Origin of the sequence: Pedobacter sp. Leaf170 (assembly GCF_920984665.1) — a bacterium.
Lineage (GTDB): Bacteria > Bacteroidota > Bacteroidia > Sphingobacteriales > Sphingobacteriaceae > Pedobacter.
Window position 1 is genome coordinate 77,048 of record NZ_CAKLBP010000001.1, and the last position, 18,149, is coordinate 95,196.

Genomic DNA, 18,149 nt, shown 5'->3' on the forward strand with positions numbered 1-18,149 from the left:
ATGATAAATGATAAATTAGATTGGGCTTTCGGCTCCCCTTAATGCAATTTCCAGAGCACTAACAATTGTATTCCTGCCTAAAGCCACCTTAAATTTATTATGCGATAATGGTTTTGCTTCAGTCATTTCTGCCTGTGCTGCAGCGGTGAAATTAGCCGTACTGGCGATTTTGCCTTTAAGTAAAGCTTCTGCTTTTAAAGCTCGCCAGGGTTTATGTGCAACTCCACCCATGGCTATGTGTGCGGATAGAATCTTATTTCCCTCCAGCACCAGACCAGCCGCCACTGATACCAATGCAAATGCATAAGAGTTGCGATCACGCACCTTTACATAAGCGGAGTGCGCAGCAAATTTATTAGTAGGAATTTCAATCGATGTGATTAATTCTGTTCTGTTTAGGTTATTATCCTTTTCGGGATGGTCTCCGGGTAACCTGTGAAAATCGTGTATAGGGATGCTGCGTACATTACCATCTGCCTGCATGACCTTGATCCGCGCATCCAGAGCAGATAAAGCAACAGCCATATCCGAGGGATATACAGCCACGCAGTTTTCAGACCATCCAAAGATGGCATGCATCCTATTGATGCCTTCCATTGCAGCACAACCTGAGCCAGGTGATCGTTTATTACAAGCCATTGCCGTATCATAAAAATAAGAGCAACGGGTCCTTTGCAAAAGGTTTCCACCATTTGTAGCCATATTTCTTATCTGAGCAGATGCCCCGGCTAAAATAGCTTTGGTAAGAATTGGGAAATTCTGCCGGATTTCGGGATGGTGTGCAGCATCTGTATTTTTACCCGTCGCACCAAGAGAGACTCCGGCGGTGTTTACACCAAAACTGATCTTAGAAAATGAAGTCGAATCCAGGCGGGTCAAATCAATGAGTTCATCAGGCCTTTCTACATCTTCCTTCATCAAATCAATTAGATTCGTTCCGCCAGCTAAAAAACGCGCATTTGGATTTTTTATCAAGAGCTTTAGCGCATCGGAAGGGCTATTGGCGCCAGTATATTTGAATGGTCTCATAATTGGGGTATTGCTTAAATATTAGCCTGCAAACAGCCAGTTTTGTTGAACATCTTTTCCGCTTTGAGCTTCTTTAATTGCAGCCACAATATTCGGATAGGCACCACATCGGCAAATATTGCCAGACATTCTTTCTGCAATTTCCTCATCAGAGAGCATTACCGGTGCTGCCTTTGTGCGGATGTCCTTGGTCAGGTAACTCACCTGACCATCTTTTGCTTCTTTCATCAATGCCACTGCCGAGCAGATTTGTCCCGGTGTACAAAACCCACACTGGAAACCATCGTGTTTTAAAAACGCAGCCTGCATCGGGTTTAATTCATTTCCCTTGGCAAGGCCTTCGATCGTGATCACTGATTTACCTTCACAACTTGCAGCAAGTGTCAGGCAGGATAATATTCGCTTTCCATCCAGGATTACCGTACAGGCGCCACACTGACCGTGGTCACAACCTTTTTTAGAACCCGTTAGACCTAGTCTTTCCCTCAAGGTGTCCAGCAAGCTACTTCTGGAATCTACAAGCACCTTTTTATCAGCAGCATTTACCTTAAAGCTTACCATCACACCGTTTTCAATGGCACTTTCCGGTAAATCTTCAATATTTATATCCGCAGCCCGGGCAAAAAGCTGTTCAGCCCCGATAAGATGACTGGTCAGTAAGCCAGCCGAAGCCAGGCCAACCAGTTTCATGAAATGCCTCCTATTTAAGCCCGACTGCGTAATTTCCGCTAATTCCTCAGGCATGAGGTCGCCGAAAAGTTTTATTTCCTCCGCTGTAAGTTGAGTTTTTTGCTGATTCATTCTTTTGTTCTGCTGGTTATCATAGCGGCTGAGGGATTGATTAGCCGCTCTACCATAAAAGAACAGTTGAATTGTGCGAAGGTTTCAGCCAATCAGAAATATTACAGAATTTAATGCCGTTCGCCCTTAATCACTTTAAAAACATGCAAAACCTGGGGGAAGAGTGCATCAATGCTTTCCTGGGCACCCTTTACCGAACCTGGCAAGGTCAGCACCAAAGTGCTGGCTATCAAACCGCCAACGCTTCGCGATAGCATCGCATAAGGCATACGTTCCTGTCCATAGCGCCTGGCGGTTTCCATAATGCCATTGATCGATTTTTCTATCAATGGCCCGACGGCATCACTGGTCACATCCCGGGGAGAAAGTCCTGTGCCGCCGGTAAAAATCAGAAGGTCAACTTTTTGAGCCAATGTCTTCGTTTTTTCCTGAATGGTATCATACTCATCAGGGATGACTTCATAAAACTGGGTCTGAATACCAAAGGTTTCCAGTCTGGATACAATAATTTTACCCGATTGATCGACTCCTCGACCAGATGAAATGGTATCTGAGCAGACGATAACCGCTGCTTTTAAACCCATAAAATCCAAAGGATTAAAATCCGTTTTTCCACCCGACTTTTTAAGGAGCTTAATCGATTCAATTTCAACGCCTTTATCAATTGGCTTGAGCATATCATACATCGTCAATGCGGTAACCGATGCGCCATGCATGGCTTCAACCTCCACCCCTGTTTTATAAATGGTATGTACTTCGACCGAAATGATGATAGATAAATCTTTGATATCATAGCTTATCGCCGTAAACTCTACTGGTAACGGGTGACAATCGGGTATAACATCACTTGTTTTTTTTACGCCAAGTAAACCTGCTGCACGGGCAAATTCGAAGACATCGCCTTTGGGCACTCTACGTTGCTCCACCGCTTCTATTGTTTCTTTTTTAGACACTTTTACCGTTGCGGTCGCAATGGCAATGCGGAGCGTATTTGATTTATGCGTAATGTTTACCATATTATATATTTTCTTTCCAATGGTGCGTACCGTCTTCGAAAATTTCCCTGCCCCATACCGGAAGTTCTGCCTTTAATCGTTCTACAATTTCCTCACAAGCCATAATGGCTGGTTTTCGATGGGCTGAGGAGGTGAATACAAATAAACAAATCTCCCCAGTTTTTATGGTACCCAAAGACTGGTAAACATGCATGCAGGTTAGGTTATATTTCTCAAATATTTCCGCTCTGATGGCATGCATCTGCTCCAGAGCAGTTTCCTGGTAAGCGGTGTAGTCGATTGCTGACACGCGTTTGCCGTCAATTTCATCTGCCCTGACCTGGCCTAAGAAAATACTATGGCCACCGATCTCTTTTTTAGCACTGTGTTTTGCAATACTACCGCCAATAAAAGCAGGGCTTATCGGACCATCAACAAAAATATTTTTTATGTTCTTCTCTTTCATAACCGGGAGGTAAAAAATTGCTTCCAACGGGCAATTCCGCCTTTGAGGCTGTAAATATTTTTAGTAATTCCGTATTTTTCACAGAGTTGTTCCCCGGCGCCCAGGCTTCTGATTCCATGCTGGCAAATACAAACTATATTTTTTTCCAAAAGGTTTTCCTTCATTAGCTTTTCAATCTCAGACATGGGAAACTGTCTGTATTCGCCGGAGCTTAACTTGGGTGATTCATAAACTTCACGAACATCAACAAGTAGGCAATTGCCCTTTGCTTTTATAATTTGTAATTCTTCAAAATCTATTTCGACCACGCCGGCATTATCAGCGGTTAAATTCTCAAATCTTAAACTTAAGAATGAGTTTTCATCTTTGGCTCGTACATAACTGCCTGCCGGTCCGGGAGAAAGTTCAATTTCATATACAGATTGCGCCAATAAATTATAGTTCAGCAATTTATTTACCAGCGGCCTACCAATCCCACTCAACACCTTTATTGCTTCTGCGGCTTGCATCGTCCCAAATATACCTGGTAATACACCGATAACACCATTTTCAGCGCAATTCAAAATTTCTCCTTTTTCAGGTGGTATTGGAAAAACATCCCTGTAATTGGTGCTTATTCCGTTCACATCCGGCACATTGAAAACAGCCAGCTGTCCTTCAAAACCGGAAACTGCTGCAAATACTAAGGGTTTTTTAAGTAAGACACAGGCATCGTTAATCAGATATCGGGCATTAAAATTATCTGTTCCATCGATGACTAAGTCATAATCCCTCAGAATATCCAGGATGTTAGCCTGGTTAATAAAATACGGGTAAGGTTTAAATATAATTTCAGGATTTAAGGCTGAAAGACTGATTGCTGCCAGTTCAACTTTTAACCTGCCAACCTCGCTGGTTTTAAATAATAACTGACGGTGCAGGTTACTAATCGAAACCCTATCACCATCGATAAAGCCCAGTGTGCCAATCCCGGCCCCGGCAAGATACTGAAGCGCAGGACAACCCAACCCGCCAACCCCGATAACGAGCACCTTCGCCTTCGCAAGCTTTTGCTGACCGGACAGCCCGAAGCCATTTAATATCACCTGCCTGTTGTAACGTTCACTCATTTATTGCTATCCTCCGGAAAAAGGTGGCATAATCGCAACAACATCACCCGATAAAAGTTTGCGGTTTTGTTGCACAATTTGCTTGTTCAAGGCCAGTTTATATTTAATTGTTTTAAGCGCAGGATAAGATTCTTCCAGTTGCAGTTTTAAGCCATCTGTATCCATAGGCTCATCAGTCTTCAGACTAGTGATGGTCATAATTTCGGCAATTTTGCCAAAGCTCAGAATATTGATTTCCATATTGCTAATTTACCTTAAGAATCTATGATATCTTAAGCATAAGTGAAAAGTAATTTATATGCTGCGAGTGCTAGTACACAGGCCAGAACATTTTTTAAGATTGATTGAGGAAATTTTAAAGCGCCAAAATAAGCGCCACAACAGCCGCCAACAAAGGCCACAAGAACATAGGCAATCATATCCTGATTAAAAGTGATGCCTTTAACCAATTGGCCGCCAAGTCCTGAAACTGAATTGACGAAAATAAATGCCGCACTTATGGCCGCTGTTTGTTTTTGATCTGTCCACTTCAAAAGGAGCAAAATAGGCGAAAGAATAATACCTCCCCCAATACCAATCATACCGGAAAGCAGACCGATGATACCCCCAATAATTAAAGAAAGGGCAAAATTTGCCGCTTTAAAATCTTTTGGTTCGGTATTTTTAAAAAAGAAAAAACGTATTACCGGTATAAGCAATAAAACGCCTAATATTTTTTTGTAGAGATTGCTGTCGGTTGCCATCGTGCCACCTAAAAAAGAAAGCGGAACGGAGGCTAAAGCAAAAGGCCAGAATATTTTCCATTTAAAGTGCCTGCCACGGTAAAACTGAATGAAGGAAACTGAGGAAACAAAAAGATTCAATAGTAGTGCCGTTGGTTTCATTATCAGAGGCGAGATTGAAAAAATAGCCATTAAAGCAAGGTAGCCGCTTGCGCCACCATGCCCAACGGAAGCATAGAGAAAAGCTACAATGAATAAAAGCCCGAAAAAAAGTAGGAGTTCTGCCTGCATTCTCTTATTATTCGGGTATTAATAAAACATTCACAATCTCGCCTGGTGTAAAATTGTCACGATCTTCATCCAGGATAATCAGGCAATTTGCCTGCGCGAAGGAACGCAGTCTGAAGGATTCCTGTGCATCCAGTGTTGATGCTTTGCCATCCAAATAATTTCCTTTTAAAAAATGAGTGAGTCCGATAGGTTTTTTATAATGATTTAACAATTCTGCCCTAATTTGATTTACGGGATTTTGTTTACCGGAAAGAGCGCATATTGCAGGTAAAACATAATTATAAAAGCAGCTTAAAACAGATGATGGGTTACCAGGCAAACCAAACACCAGTTTCCGATTGAGTTTTCCGAAGAATAATGGTTTACCGGGTTTTTGCTTTACTTTATGAAAAATATGCTCAATATTACAGCATCTGGACGCATCTAAAACAAAATCATAATCGCCAACGCTAACCCCACCTGTTAAAATCACCACATCACTTATATCTAACGCCTGCTGAATAACCTGTATTAAAACCTCGAGATCATCATCCGCTTCAAATATTTTTAGCACCTTTATTCCAGCCTGTTGCAGCGCAGCCCTCAATGAATAGGAATTGGATTCATAAACCTGCCCGAACTGCAGGACTGAACCCGGCTTAGTCAGTTCTTTTCCCGTAAGAATAATCGAAACTTTCGGCATAGGATACACCAAAACCTGAGTGATGCCTATGCCAGCTAAAAATCCAATGGCTGCCGGAGTCAAAAGATTACCTTTGAGCATGGCTAGCGCTCCGGTTTTAATTTCTGAGCCTTCGTTTCTGGTATTTGAACCTAGAGAAAGATTTGGGTCTTGAATGACCAGTTGGCCGCCATCGAAACCTGTTTTCTCTTGCATCACTACCGTGTCTGCGCCTTTTGGCAATGGTGCCCCCGTAAAAATCCTGCAGGCTTGCCCGCTTAAAATTTCACCGTCTTGTGAAGTTCCGGCTGCCATTTCACCAACCAGATCAAGTGCTGAATGTCTATCGGTAAATTTTATGGCATAACCATCCATAGAGGACTGTTTGAAGGCAGGAATGTTGCAGATGGCAAATACGTCTGCTGCTAAAACATGCTGATGTGAGCAGGAAATATGCTGCTCGACCGGTGAAAGCATTATAGAATGCCCGGCGATAAAATCTTTTGCTTGTTCTACCCCTATCATTAAATTAGCCACCAATGGTAATCATACTTCTATTGCTAAGGGTTTCGGGGTCCAGGTTTTCAAAATTTTGACCTAACTGTCCACCAAGCGCCTTTTCTTTAGACCAAATTGAGGCCTTTATTAAAGGCAGGATCTCCTGCCCAGCGCGGAAAGCACTCAATAGATCCGTTTCCCCAACTGAAAATAAGCAGTTTTTTAATTTACCGTCAGCGGTTAAGCGCATTCTGTTACAGGTACTGCAAAATGGCGCTGTCATAGTGCTGATTATCGCAAATGAGCCCTCATGTCCTGGAATCATAAAGGCTTTTGCCGTATCGTTTGGAGCAGATTTAACCGGCAAGACTATAAAATGCTGCTCAACTGTTTTCAGGATTTCATCCAGCGAAAACATCTTGTTACTGGTCCATTTATTTCCTGCAAAAGGCATAAATTCTATAAACCTGATCTGAATTGGATTATGTCTGGTCCAATCGATGAAATCTTTGATTTCGCTATCATTTAAACCTTTCATCACCACCATGTTTATCTTCACCGAAATTTTATGTTGCAACAGTAATTCAACATTACTGCGCACCTGGTGAAAAACATCTCTTCTGGTAATGAGCAAAAACTTTTCAGCCTGTAATGTATCTAAACTGATATTTACCGTTTTTATGCCTGCTTCCAGCAAAACAGGCAGCATTTCAGCGATACGGGTGCCATTGGTGGTGATAACCAATTCAATCGGAAGTTTTCCAAGACCCAAAATAATTTCTGCAGCGTCTTTTCTTACCAGGGGTTCCCCACCGGTAAGTCGGATTTTCTTTACGCCCTGTTCCACGAAAGTTTTAGCAATCGATAAAATTTCCGCAGGCTGCATGAGCCTGGATGCTGGTGTGAAGTCATAGTCTTCATCTGGCATACAGTAAAAGCAGCGGAAGTTACAGTTATCGGTTAACGATATACGCAAATAATCATGCACTCTGCCGAAGGAATCTGCTATCATTTAGGGTTGATTAAATTTTGGTAGTCAAGCTCAGTATCGATATCAATGCTTCCAAGTTCAAATGCAACTGAAGCACTATCATCGATATGCTGTTGTATTAATTCTTTGGCGCCATGGGAGCCTTGAACGCCTACCAATTTAGTAAAATACTTCTTATTGAACAAGGTTGGTGTACCTGTTGTTTTTGAATAAGCTGAGCTTACAATGTTTTTCTTATCCGATAGGTGCTTTGTATGCAATGCTTTAAATACCTCCGGGTTGATATGGGCCTGGTCTGCGACAGTGATTATTACGTTTTTTATATTTTTAAAATCTGTTAAAACCTTCTTAACGCCCAGGCTGATGCTTGAAGAGATCCCCTTTTCCCAATCTTCATTGATCAGATAAATAACCTGCGGATCATTATGTGAAGCTTTAATAGCATCTGAGTATGCACCAAGCACAACGATGACCGGATGAAACGGGGTATTTAAAGCTGAAGCGGTCACTGAGGCTAAAAGCGTTTGCTTTTTATATTGTAATAACTGTTTTGGTCTGCCTAATCTGCTGGAATTCCCAGCGGCCAGTATGATAATTGCCGTACTCATTAATCTGCTTTCACCTGGTAAAAGTGGATGGGGTTTTTCTTTTCTTTCAACATCATTGCGGATGCGCCGGTAAAAACAGTTTTAATTTCTGCTACAATAGAAACTGCAATTTCTTCCGGTGATTCCGCTCCGATATCTAAGCCAATGGGTCCGTGCACCCTTTCAGCGTCATCTTCCTGCGCTAAATCCTCCAACATTCTTAGTAATTTCTTTTTGGGACCTAAAGTACCAATATATCGGGCTTCTGAATGAAGCAAAATGCCCAGCAATGCTAAATCGTAATTATAATTATGGGTCATGAGCACAAAGGCTGTCTGTTCATCAATTCGTAGCTGATGCAGCAACTGCTCAGGTTTCAACACCAGGGTCTTGCTCACTTTTGGAAACCGCTGGGCCGTGCAATGGGTTTGCCTCCCATCCACAACCACTACCTCCCAGCCTAAAAAGGTCGCCATTTCTGCTAACGGTTGCGCATCATTTCCGGCCCCAGCAATCACAAGTTGTATAGGAGGCGGAATGAACTCCAGTAAAGCATCAAATGTTTTGCCCGAGACTACATAAGACTCCATTGTGGAGCGTTTGAGTTTGAGCACATCAAAAGCATCGTTTTTAACCGAACCGGCAATTTCAGAATCGAGTTTATCCGTCGAGTCATTCTCCCTAAAAAGCATAACAGAACCAGGCTGTTGTTTATCATTCATCGCAAAAAGTGTAGCCATTACACAGTTTTCTCGACTGGCGTTTGCCGCTTTCAATAACTCGATTGGATTTATCTCATCCTGCGCAAAAATGGGCTCAAAGAGAATGTGGACAATACCATTGCAACCCAGTTGCACACCAAACTTAGCATCATCTTCGTCGGTGGTATCGTATCTTATCAGTTTATTCTCACCCTGATGAATTGCAGATAAGGCCTTTCTCAAAGCATCCCCTTCCAGGCAACCACCACTTATCGCACCCGTTAGGTTTCCATCATCGGTGACCAACATCCTTGCGCCCGGCCTGCGATATGAGGAACCATCCACCTTTACCACAGTCGCCAAAGCAGCTCTTTTACCTGTCGATACAGCTTCTTTGTACGCATCAAGGATATCAACAATTTCTTTCATAGGTATTTTGCAAAACTTAAAAATTCAAAATAAAAAATCAGCTCGTCCAAAGGTAACAGAAGAAAGACTTTAAAGTGTTGTTGTGTTAAATAAATTACCAATAAGCGCAATGTATAATTTTCAGTTTTAGTATATATACGGAAACGTTGAAAGCGGCTATTTTTCACACATCAGATTAATGCCCGGTGTGCCTACATCAGCAAGGCTAAAACAACAGGCTTCCAATGCTAAAAATCAAAATAGGGGGTTTATGGTATCGGCATGTTCATCTGTTTCTATGTCAAAAAGATCCTGTTCTTCCAATTTGATATATTTAAAATCTTAATCTTCTAATAAAGTTGGTAGGCTGAAAACCTATTACCGTTTACACCGAATGAAATAAAAAGACAAAATAAATCCCCTGGTATTTGCATATCAGAGGATTCTTCTTTCATCCGAAAGGTTGGAGGATCGTCATCCATTGATCCCCATGACTACAATGTCTTCTGCAATCCTATATAATTTAATCTCTACAAACAATACTCAATATTAAGTATTGATTGGTTAAGATACTTATGCCGAAGATTTTTGTCTAAAAGTTATACAATCATGTTCAATCCTTTGAAGTTGTAAAAAACAAGATTTAGAATAGTTAAATCCAGCGATTGGATGCAATACGGAAAGTATAAAAAACCGGAAATTATGGGAGTTGTATAATGGCTCAGTTAAAATTTCATCCATCCTAAAAGAATTCGAACCTTTCTGTAACTATGATGTTCTTTAATTACATCAATAAGGAAAATTATGAAAACATTAAGATTAATCGCCATTGCCGGAGTGTTCCTATTTTTAGGCGCATGCAATAACAATACTGAAGAGAAAAATCGTGAGTCGGAAATTAATACCGATACAATTGACACCACAGCGACCAACAATCAGCAAATGAGTGATACTGTCCGAACGGATTCTACCACAAATCCAGTACCGTCCAATTAAAGATAGATTAAAACCCCAGCATCCGCTGGGGTCTTTAAGTATTCTGATATCTTTATTTTTTGATTGTGGTCTGGACAAATAAGAAAAGGCTATCCTAAGGTAATTGGCACTGATTCATGCATCATATTACAATTGACTGCTTAGTCTAAAACGGGATTCATGCCCGGTGAGAAAAGCTTGTTTATAAAATACATTGATACAAAATGATTTAGTCAAAGCAAATTCCAGTAATGGTGCTTTCAGGAAAACTGGCCAACCTTCATTTTAACCATTGTTTTGTTAGCAGCTGCTACCTGCCCTAAATCTAAATATCCTTTTTTTAAGCATACTGAAAAAGTTAAAACCTTCGAATAGAGCCTAAACTCAAGAACTGAAGGTTATTTATGTCGCTATTGGATTATTAAGTATTGGACTTTTCCGGGAATTTCGGCTTTGTTTTTTTGTTTAAGAACAACGCTCTTGTAAGCTAAAAATCCCAGAAAATAGCTCAAAATACTTATCTATCTTACATCATGCCTTCATCAGTGAAACTATAATAACCATAAGCGGAAAGGATGATATGGTCATGCACCTTTATCCCAAGCAATGTTCCGCCATCCATCATTTTTTTGGTTAATCGGATGTCGGCCTCACTCGGACATAGTTCAGCGCTAGGATGATTATGAGCGAGGATTATCCCACTCGCACAAGCTTTCAACGCCGCGGAGAACACCACCTTTGGATCAATCATAACTTCTGAAAAGCCACCTTGAGCGACACTGAGTACACCCAACACCCTATTTTGCCTGTTGAGCAACATCACTTTGAATTCTTCAAGTAATTGCATTTTGTCAGCATTCCAACACTGATTGAAAACCCCATAAGCAGTATCCGAAGAAATTACTTTAGGTTTTTCCGAAAGTTTATAAGCCGGACGATAACTGATTTCGATTTCTGAAACTTTAAATTGCTTTTCCATAATATTTAAGATTTAATTATGGTGCATTAAAAGGTTCAGCCCTTGCGCCAAAGCAAAAGGAGGAATGGAATAAATGGATTCGAGTTGAAAAGGCTACAAGCGGGTTTATGCCGGAAATTCCTTTGCATGCCGCAACTGAACCTTAAATTTGAAACAAAATTAGATACATCCACTTCTTCACACATCAATTCGAGAACTTTCTGGAAATACGAAACTAAAAATGGAAGGTAAAACGGAACCATTTTTTATATCATTCAGGATAAGACCTACCTAAAAAATATAACTTTCAATCACAGATTGGCAAAAGCAAATATCAGATAAGAAAGCTAATCTACCTATGTAATAGTTTTATACCGAGACAATAAAAAAAAGTGGAAGTAGTAGAATAATCCGTAACTAATAAGAATTGAAATAAAACACCCTCCTAATCACGCATAAAACTTATGATAATCTTGTCTATAACCGGGAAGTAAGAAATGTAAAATTGTTGAAAAAATAACTAATTTTGTTAGTAGTTACTAATATTATTAGTAATATATTTGTATAATAATAAGTTGAAATCAGCTTAAAATTAGGAGAGTTATATTCAATGATAGTGGAAAAGCAGGAAATATTAGCTAAGTTGCGACAGCAGCTATTAGAAATGCAGGGGTATAAATCACTCCCGGAAGCATCAGGCAATAGCTTTGGTCTCGGTCCCATTGAATCCTGTTTTCCGACCAGCACTTTTCCTACTGGAACCATTCACGAATTTCTTGCAGAAAGCCCAGAAGAAGCGGCAGCAAGCGAAGGTTTCATGACAGGGTTGCTGTCAAAGCTCATGGAAAACGGGCGCTCCTGCTTATGGATTAGCCAAGAGCGAAAACTTTTTCCGCCCTCACTGGAAATCTTTGGTGCCGATCCACAACACATCATCTTTATCGACCTAAACTATAAAAAAGATATTCTATGGGTGTTGGAAGAAGCGCTGAAATGTGAGGGGCTTGCCTGCGTGATTGCGGAGCTTCCAGACGTGGATTTTGCACAAAGTCGAAGGTTGCAACTTGTTACCGAAAAAAGTCATGTTACCGGATTTATTTTAAGAAAGCGATCAAAATCAAGAATCTCCGCTACTGCTTGTACCGCTAGGTGGGCGATCAAACCTTATCCATCAGCAACGATAAATAACCTGCCTGGGGTAGGAAATCCAAGATGGGAGATAAATTTAATTAAGGTCAAAAATGCTGAAGGCGGTACGTTTCTTCTGGAATGGGCGGATAATAGGTTTCTTCCGGTAGAAAGTAGTCATCCAGTTGTTTTAAAAGAAGTGAAGGAAAAAATTGCATGAGCAGGTACCTAAGTATATACTTTCCAAACCTTTTGACAGATCGTCTTGCCATCAGAAAACCAGAACTTAAGGATACCTGTTATGTTTTTACCATGTCCCAGAAAAATAGAATGATGGTGACTGCCTCATCGCGCCAGGCTGAAAAGCAAGGCATACATGTTCCCATGGTTCTTGCAGATGCCAAGGCATTAGTGCCGGATATATTAGCATTTGATGAAAAAATTGATTTCAATCAAAAGCTACTTTTTAGAATCGCAAAATGGGCAATACGCTATTCACCTAATGTTGCCGTAGAATTACCGGACGGCATAGTGCTGGACAGCACTGGCTGCGCTCACCTTTTTGGAGGAGAAGAAAAATACCTGAAAAACATTCTAAGCAAACTTGAACAATTCGGTTATTACTGTCTTGGGGGCCTATCAGATTCAATAGGTACCTCCTGGGCTATCGCAAGATTTGGGCATAAATTACCAATAATACCTTCCGGACAACAGTATAATGCCTTACTTAACCTACCCCCTGTCGCCTTACGCCTAACGCAACCCGTTATCGAAAGATTACATAAACTCGGATTTGATAAAATTGGAAAATTTATTCAAATGCCAGCATCCATATTAAGAAGAAGGTTTGGAACCGAAATGCTAAGCCGTCTTGGCCAAGCACTTGGCACTGAAGAGGAAGCCTTTACGCCAATCATTTTTAAAGCGCCCTACCAGGAGCGTCTGGTTTGCTTAGAACCTATCAAAACCCGCTCAGCCATTGAAATTGGGATTGAGAAACTGCTAGAATTGCTATGCAAAAGATTATCAAAGGAAGGACAGGGAATCCGATTAGCCGACTTGCAATGCTACCGTTTGGATGGTAAAATAACCGAAATACAAATTGGCACCAATCAGTCCACCCATAACATTAAACATTTGACGAAACTATTTGGGCTTAAGATAGATAAAATAGCGCCTGGGCTAGGCATAGAACTTCTTATCTTGACGGCAAGTAAAACCGAGCAGGTCCTTATTGAGCAAGAGAAACTTTGGGGCGGAAACTTCGGGCTTGAAGATCAGAATCTTGCCCAGCTACTGGACAGACTTGCAGGAAAGGTTGGCCATCAAGCCATAAAAAGATACATCCCTCAGGCCCACTACTGGCCGGAGCGCTCTCTTCGTCAGGCCATAACACTGGATGAAAAAACGGAAATTAAATGGCAGAAAGCAAATCCCCGCCCCATGGAAATGTTGCATAAACCTGCTGCCATCAAAGTCACAGCGCCTATACCTGATTACCCGCCATTGAGCTTTCGTTACAAGGAGGAGCTGCACTGGGTAAAAAAAGCAGATGGGCCAGAGCGCATCGAGCAGGAATGGTGGCTCTCTCAGGGAGAGCACCGTGACTACTACATATTAGAAGATGATAAGGGATGCAGATATTGGGTATTCAGATCGGGCCACTACAATGAGGATACATCTGAGTGGTTCCTGCACGGATTTTTCGCGTAACCATAAAAGTTAAGAATAGAATTAATTATGAGCTACTGCGAACTGCAAACGACCTCCAATTTTAGTTTTTTGAAAGGTGCATCCCATCCGGAGGAGCTCATCGAACAGGCGGCGATTTTCGGCTATCCCAAGATTGCGATTACAGACGTGAACACCCTGGCCGGAATTGTACGTGCACACACTGCTTCAAGAAATCATAATATTAGAATTATTCCGGCTTGCAGACTTGAACTGCTGGACGGACCACCACTACTCGCCTACCCAACCACACAAGAGGCCTACAGCAGCTTATCTGCTCTGTTGAGCGAGGGCAACATGCGTGCTGAGAAAGGAAAATGTTTTCTCTATAAAAATGACATCTACATTAACCAAAAGGAGATACTTTTCATCGCCATTGCCCCGGAAGAACTTTCACTAGGCTTTGAATTTGACTCACGCTTTATTGCAGCATTAAAAGAATACAAAGACATGCTTGGCAGCTCGCTTTACCTTGCTGCTAATCGATTGTACCAGGGGCAGGACCAAAAACGGCTATTCCGCCTGAATGAACTGAGTAAAAAGCTTGCACTGGGTATGGTGGCTACAAATGATGTACTTTACCATCATCAGCAAAGAAGAGAACTTCAGGACATCTTAACCTGTGTACGTGAAAAATCAACCATTTACAATGCAGGTTTTCTTTTAAAAATGAATGCCGAAAGGCATTTAAAACCTATAGAAGAGATGCACCGCCTTTTCCGGCAGTATCCAGAGGCCATCGAGAATACAACCATTATTGCAGAAAAATGCCAATTTAGTTTAGACTCGCTAAAATATGTATATCCCGATGAAATACTTTCGGGTGAGCGTTCCCCACAGGAAGAACTGGAATACCTAACCTGGAAAGGTGCTGAAGAAATGTTTGGACTTCCCCTACCCGAAAAAGTAATCAAAAACATAACCCATGAAATGAAGTTTGTGAAGGAAATGGATTATGCCTCTTATTTTCTGACTGTTTATGATATTGTGAGGTTTGCCAGGCAACAGAGAATACTTTGCCAGGGAAGGGGTTCTGCGGCAAATTCCACCATTTGTTATTGCCTCGGGATAACCTCCGTCAATCCAACAAAATTTGACTTACTATTTGAGCGTTTTATTTCTTCTGCCCGAAATGAGCCCCCAGACATTGATGTAGACTTTGAACATGAGCGAAGGGAGGAAGTGATCCAGTATATTTATGAGAAATATGGCCGGGACCGGGCAGCTATTGTAGCTACGGTAACTCAGCTCCACCAAAAAGGAGCACTGAGAGATGTTGGCAGAGCAATGGGTCTATCAACCGATACAATTGACCGGCTGTCTGCTTCTATCTGGGAATTTACAGATGAGTGGTTTGAAAGTGAACGGGTCTCTGAGCAGGGCTTGAATCCAAGAGATCCGTTATTGGTAAAAGTACTAAATTTAACAAAACAGATGATGGGCTTTCCCCGTCAGCTTGGCCAGCACACCGGGGGATTTGTGATCACCGCTGGAAAACTTACCGACCTCTGCCCGATCTTTCATGCACGCATGGAGAATCGGACAAATATTGAGTGGAATAAAGATGATATTGATGCTTTAGGTTTCCTCAAAATAGATGTGCTAGCTTTAGGTATGCTCACCTGCATTCGCAAAGCCTTCGATCTCGCTAAAAAACATTATGACTTAGACCTTACACTGGCATCAATCAATAAAGAAGATGATGCCAAGGTTTACGAGATGATTTCCCATGCAGACACAATAGGCGTCTTTCAGATCGAAAGCCGGGCACAGCAGCAGATGCTTCCTAGACTTCGCCCATCCTGTTTTTATGACTTGGTTATTGAAGTAGCCATTGTACGTCCAGGACCTATTCAGGGTGATATGGTCCATCCTTATCTTCGCAGAAGAAATAAAGAAGAGCCCATAAGCTATCCTTCAAAGGAACTTGAGGAAATCTTAGGCAAAACCCTCGGAGTACCGCTATTTCAGGAACAGGCAATGAAGATCGCTATTGTGGCCGCTGGTTTTACTCCAGCCGAGGCTGATGAACTGCGAAGGTCCATGGCTACCTTCAAGATGCATGGAATGGTGACTAAATTTGAAAAAAAATTAGTGGACGGAATGACCGCCCGCGGATACACAGAAGAATTTGCACGCCGAGTTTTTAAGCAATTGGAAGGATTCGGAAGTTATGGTTTCCCAGAAAGCCACGCAGCAAGTTTTGCGCTTTTAGTGTATGTCTCCTGCTGGCTGAAATGCTATTATCCTGACGTGTTTGCCTGTGCGATTCTGAATTCTATGCCAATGGGCTTTTACCAGCCTGCTCAATTGGTTATCGATGCTCGCAATCACGGTGTAGAAATTAAAGAAATAGACGTAAATCTATCAGACTGGGACAATAAATTAGAAGAGAAAACGGGAAAATATTGTGGTTTAAGATTAGGATTTAGGCAAATATCAGGAGTCAAAGAGGAGGATATAGAGGTTTTGATAAAAAGTAGATTCTCGGGCTATCAGAACCTACATTCACTACTGGATGCGGGTGTATCTATTGCTGCGCTTGAAATCCTTGCAGATGCTGACGCTTTCAGATCAATAGGTATGGATAGAAGGCAGGCTCTCTGGGAAATATCTGCATTAAAAGACCGGCCCATAGGTGCCTTCAAGGGACAGCCATCTTCATCAGAAAAAGAACAACAGATACAATTACCATTAATGTCTCAGGGAGAGCATGTTGTGCAAGACTACACCTCAACTTCCCTATCACTTAAAGCCCACCCGGTTAGTCTGATAAGAGAAAAATTACAACTTTTTAACATTAAGTCATCACAGGATATCAAAACCATTTCGAATGGCAGCCACATCAAGGTCGCCGGATTAATTATCGTTCGCCAGAGACCCGGAACAGCTGGCGGGGTATGCTTTATCTCATTGGAAGATGAATTTGGATGGTTTAATGTGGTGATTTTTGAAAAACTGTTCGAAAGCTACCGAAAAGAAATTCTACATTCAAGGTTGCTAATGGTGGAGGGTAAAGTTCAGAAAGAGGGCGAGGTGACTAATGTTATCGTGTCAAAATGCTTTGATTTCACAAAACTGCTTAAAGGACTGACTGAAAAAGACGATGATCACCTACCTATACTCACCTTATCCCGATCAGGTGAGAAAGAGCCACCATATCCTACTCAGAACAAACGCTCACAGGTTCGTCAGGTCTCCCCTCATCAAGTGTTTGATGGGGGACGCAATTTTAAATAGAGAAATTTTAAAGTTATTCATGTAACTTAACCTAGCAGCTATTTGTATATTTCAATTCCATAATCTTTTTACTACGATAAATGCTGCCGCCAATCAGCAATTGCCAGGAATTCGTGCGGATTTTTGGTGCTAGAAAACTTATAAACAAGGAAAGTCGATGGGGCAATAGATAATCAATCTGAGCCTGACCTTAAATGTCTGTTCAATTACCTTTGAAATTACCTATATTGACCCTTATAATAATGAATAGCGTCAAAAAAAAAATGAAGCGTATTGTTTTCTTTGGAGATAGTCTTACTGCAGGATATGGGCTTTCAAATCCGTCTTTAGAATCTTTCCCTGCTTTGCTGGCAGAAAGAGCAAAAGCTGAAGGCTTTGAATTTAATTACATGAATGCTGGCGTTAGTGGTGATACCACCCAAAGTGCCTTGCTGAGACTCCCAAAAGTATTGACTGATTATATTGATATTTTTGTTATCGGTATTGGTGCGAATGACATACTTCGTGCATATGATCCAAAAAAAATGGCTGCCAACATTGAATCAATAATTCAAAAAATAAGATTGGCAAACCATTGTTCAAAAATCATACTCCTGGGTATGGAACTACCTAAATGGATAGCGCACCAAAGCTTGAGCGGATATCAAAATATTTATACTGACTTAGCTTACAAATTCGATTTGGTTTTTTTACCATTTATGCTCGAAGAGGTGATTGGTAATAAAAATTTAAATATGTCGGACTTGGTACATCCTAATAAAGAGGGCTACAAAATCATTTCAGCTCGAATTTGGCCTTTGCTCAAATCAACCCTTGAAGAATAAAATTCCTTCGTACAATCCAAATAGCTAAGATATA

17 protein-coding genes are annotated in these 18,149 nt (G+C 41.3%); 5 read left to right on the forward strand and 12 right to left on the reverse strand.

What is annotated here, in order from left to right; translation table 11 throughout:
• Positions 1 to 15 precede the first annotated feature (15 nt).
• The 11 genes from LUA90_RS00290 to LUA90_RS00340 form a co-directional block, all read right to left on the reverse strand.
• Complete coding sequence (locus LUA90_RS00290) at positions 16 to 1,029, reverse strand: xanthine dehydrogenase family protein subunit M (protein WP_231460289.1); 1,014 nt, start codon at positions 1,027 to 1,029, stop codon at positions 16 to 18.
• Between the two features lie 21 nt (positions 1,030 to 1,050).
• A complete protein-coding gene (locus LUA90_RS00295; RefSeq protein WP_370634340.1) occupies positions 1,051 to 1,830 on the reverse strand; it encodes a (2Fe-2S)-binding protein in 780 nt (259 codons plus the stop codon).
• 110 nt (positions 1,831 to 1,940) lie between these two features.
• A complete protein-coding gene (moaCB, locus tag LUA90_RS00300; protein WP_231460288.1) occupies positions 1,941 to 2,846 on the reverse strand; it encodes a bifunctional molybdenum cofactor biosynthesis protein MoaC/MoaB in 906 nt (301 codons plus the stop codon).
• Position 2,847: 1 nt separating this feature from the next.
• Positions 2,848 to 3,291 carry a molybdenum cofactor biosynthesis protein MoaE gene (locus LUA90_RS00305; protein ID WP_231460287.1) on the reverse strand — a complete coding sequence of 148 codons (444 nt, stop codon included), beginning with the start codon at positions 3,289 to 3,291 and terminating at the stop codon, positions 2,848 to 2,850.
• Entirely contained in the window at positions 3,288 to 4,400 is a 1,113-nt protein-coding gene (locus LUA90_RS00310) for a HesA/MoeB/ThiF family protein (RefSeq protein WP_231489736.1), read from the reverse strand. Before LUA90_RS00310 ends, LUA90_RS00305 begins: the two co-directional genes overlap by 4 nt.
• 6 nt (positions 4,401 to 4,406) lie before the next feature.
• Positions 4,407 to 4,640 (reverse strand): MoaD/ThiS family protein, encoded by a 234-nt coding sequence (locus tag LUA90_RS00315; protein WP_231460285.1) that lies wholly within the window; start codon positions 4,638 to 4,640, stop codon positions 4,407 to 4,409.
• Between the two features lie 32 nt (positions 4,641 to 4,672).
• Positions 4,673 to 5,413 (reverse strand): sulfite exporter TauE/SafE family protein, encoded by a 741-nt coding sequence (locus LUA90_RS00320; protein ID WP_231489737.1) that lies wholly within the window; start codon positions 5,411 to 5,413, stop codon positions 4,673 to 4,675.
• Between the two features lie 7 nt (positions 5,414 to 5,420).
• Positions 5,421 to 6,599, reverse strand: coding sequence for a gephyrin-like molybdotransferase Glp (gene glp, locus LUA90_RS00325; RefSeq protein WP_231489738.1), 1,179 nt, complete (start codon positions 6,597 to 6,599; stop codon positions 5,421 to 5,423).
• A 4-nt stretch (positions 6,600 to 6,603) separates the two neighbouring features.
• Positions 6,604 to 7,584 (reverse strand): GTP 3',8-cyclase MoaA, encoded by a 981-nt coding sequence (moaA, locus tag LUA90_RS00330; RefSeq protein WP_231489739.1) that lies wholly within the window; start codon positions 7,582 to 7,584, stop codon positions 6,604 to 6,606.
• On the reverse strand, positions 7,581 to 8,171 hold the full coding sequence (locus LUA90_RS00335; RefSeq protein ID WP_231489740.1) for an NTP transferase domain-containing protein: 591 nt from the start codon (positions 8,169 to 8,171) through the stop codon (positions 7,581 to 7,583). Before LUA90_RS00335 ends, moaA begins: the two co-directional genes overlap by 4 nt.
• Positions 8,171 to 9,280, reverse strand: a complete 1,110-nt coding sequence (locus LUA90_RS00340; protein ID WP_231460280.1) for an XdhC family protein — start codon at positions 9,278 to 9,280, stop codon at positions 8,171 to 8,173. The genes LUA90_RS00335 and LUA90_RS00340 overlap by 1 nt, the downstream gene beginning before the upstream one ends.
• A 783-nt stretch (positions 9,281 to 10,063) precedes the next feature.
• Between LUA90_RS00340 and LUA90_RS00345 the strand changes: the two genes are divergently transcribed.
• A complete protein-coding gene (locus LUA90_RS00345) occupies positions 10,064 to 10,255 on the forward strand; it encodes a hypothetical protein (RefSeq protein ID WP_231489741.1) in 192 nt (63 codons plus the stop codon).
• A 505-nt stretch (positions 10,256 to 10,760) separates the two neighbouring features.
• On the opposite strand, the gene LUA90_RS00350 is transcribed toward LUA90_RS00345, so the two are convergent.
• Positions 10,761 to 11,213: a JAB domain-containing protein gene (locus tag LUA90_RS00350; protein ID WP_231489742.1), complete on the reverse strand. Its 453-nt coding sequence runs from the start codon at positions 11,211 to 11,213 to the stop codon at positions 10,761 to 10,763.
• A 589-nt stretch (positions 11,214 to 11,802) separates the two neighbouring features.
• Between LUA90_RS00350 and LUA90_RS00355 the strand changes: the two genes are divergently transcribed.
• From LUA90_RS00355 to LUA90_RS00370, 4 genes are all read left to right on the forward strand, one after another.
• Positions 11,803 to 12,540: an ImuA family protein gene (locus LUA90_RS00355; RefSeq protein ID WP_231489743.1), complete on the forward strand. Its 738-nt coding sequence runs from the start codon at positions 11,803 to 11,805 to the stop codon at positions 12,538 to 12,540.
• A gap of 32 nt (positions 12,541 to 12,572) precedes the next feature.
• The gene (locus LUA90_RS00360) at positions 12,573 to 14,033 is read left to right on the forward strand and encodes a DNA polymerase Y family protein (protein WP_231489744.1); all 1,461 of its coding nucleotides are present in this window, start codon (positions 12,573 to 12,575) and stop codon (positions 14,031 to 14,033) included.
• A 27-nt stretch (positions 14,034 to 14,060) separates the two neighbouring features.
• Entirely contained in the window at positions 14,061 to 17,291 is a 3,231-nt protein-coding gene (locus tag LUA90_RS00365) for an error-prone DNA polymerase (RefSeq protein ID WP_231489745.1), read from the forward strand.
• Between the two features lie 194 nt (positions 17,292 to 17,485).
• Positions 17,486 to 18,115, forward strand: a complete 630-nt coding sequence (locus tag LUA90_RS00370; protein WP_231460275.1) for an arylesterase — start codon at positions 17,486 to 17,488, stop codon at positions 18,113 to 18,115.
• The last annotated feature ends 34 nt before the right edge of the window (positions 18,116 to 18,149 follow it).

What these genes read in the sequence shown, in the direction of transcription:
- LUA90_RS00355 (WP_231489743.1), top strand. Translation starts at nt 11,803, where the DNA reads ATGATAGTGGAAAAGCAGGAAATATTAGCTAAGTTGCGACAGCAGCTA.
- LUA90_RS00350 (WP_231489742.1), bottom strand. Translation starts at nt 11,213, where the DNA reads ATGGAAAAGCAATTTAAAGTTTCAGAAATCGAAATCAGTTATCGTCCG.
- LUA90_RS00290 (WP_231460289.1), bottom strand. Translation starts at nt 1,029, where the DNA reads ATGAGACCATTCAAATATACTGGCGCCAATAGCCCTTCCGATGCGCTA.
- LUA90_RS00345 (WP_231489741.1), top strand. Translation starts at nt 10,064, where the DNA reads ATGAAAACATTAAGATTAATCGCCATTGCCGGAGTGTTCCTATTTTTA.
- LUA90_RS00335 (WP_231489740.1), bottom strand. Translation starts at nt 8,171, where the DNA reads ATGAGTACGGCAATTATCATACTGGCCGCTGGGAATTCCAGCAGATTA.
- glp (WP_231489738.1), bottom strand. Translation starts at nt 6,599, where the DNA reads ATGATAGGGGTAGAACAAGCAAAAGATTTTATCGCCGGGCATTCTATA.
- LUA90_RS00295 (WP_370634340.1), bottom strand. Translation starts at nt 1,830, where the DNA reads ATGAATCAGCAAAAAACTCAACTTACAGCGGAGGAAATAAAACTTTTC.
- moaCB (WP_231460288.1), bottom strand. Translation starts at nt 2,846, where the DNA reads ATGGTAAACATTACGCATAAATCAAATACGCTCCGCATTGCCATTGCG.
- LUA90_RS00340 (WP_231460280.1), bottom strand. Translation starts at nt 9,280, where the DNA reads ATGAAAGAAATTGTTGATATCCTTGATGCGTACAAAGAAGCTGTATCG.
- LUA90_RS00370 (WP_231460275.1), top strand. Translation starts at nt 17,486, where the DNA reads ATGTCTGTTCAATTACCTTTGAAATTACCTATATTGACCCTTATAATA.
- moaA (WP_231489739.1), bottom strand. Translation starts at nt 7,584, where the DNA reads ATGATAGCAGATTCCTTCGGCAGAGTGCATGATTATTTGCGTATATCG.
- LUA90_RS00320 (WP_231489737.1), bottom strand. Translation starts at nt 5,413, where the DNA reads ATGCAGGCAGAACTCCTACTTTTTTTCGGGCTTTTATTCATTGTAGCT.
- LUA90_RS00315 (WP_231460285.1), bottom strand. Translation starts at nt 4,640, where the DNA reads ATGGAAATCAATATTCTGAGCTTTGGCAAAATTGCCGAAATTATGACC.
- LUA90_RS00305 (WP_231460287.1), bottom strand. Translation starts at nt 3,291, where the DNA reads ATGAAAGAGAAGAACATAAAAAATATTTTTGTTGATGGTCCGATAAGC.
- LUA90_RS00365 (WP_231489745.1), top strand. Translation starts at nt 14,061, where the DNA reads ATGAGCTACTGCGAACTGCAAACGACCTCCAATTTTAGTTTTTTGAAA.
- LUA90_RS00310 (WP_231489736.1), bottom strand. Translation starts at nt 4,400, where the DNA reads ATGAGTGAACGTTACAACAGGCAGGTGATATTAAATGGCTTCGGGCTG.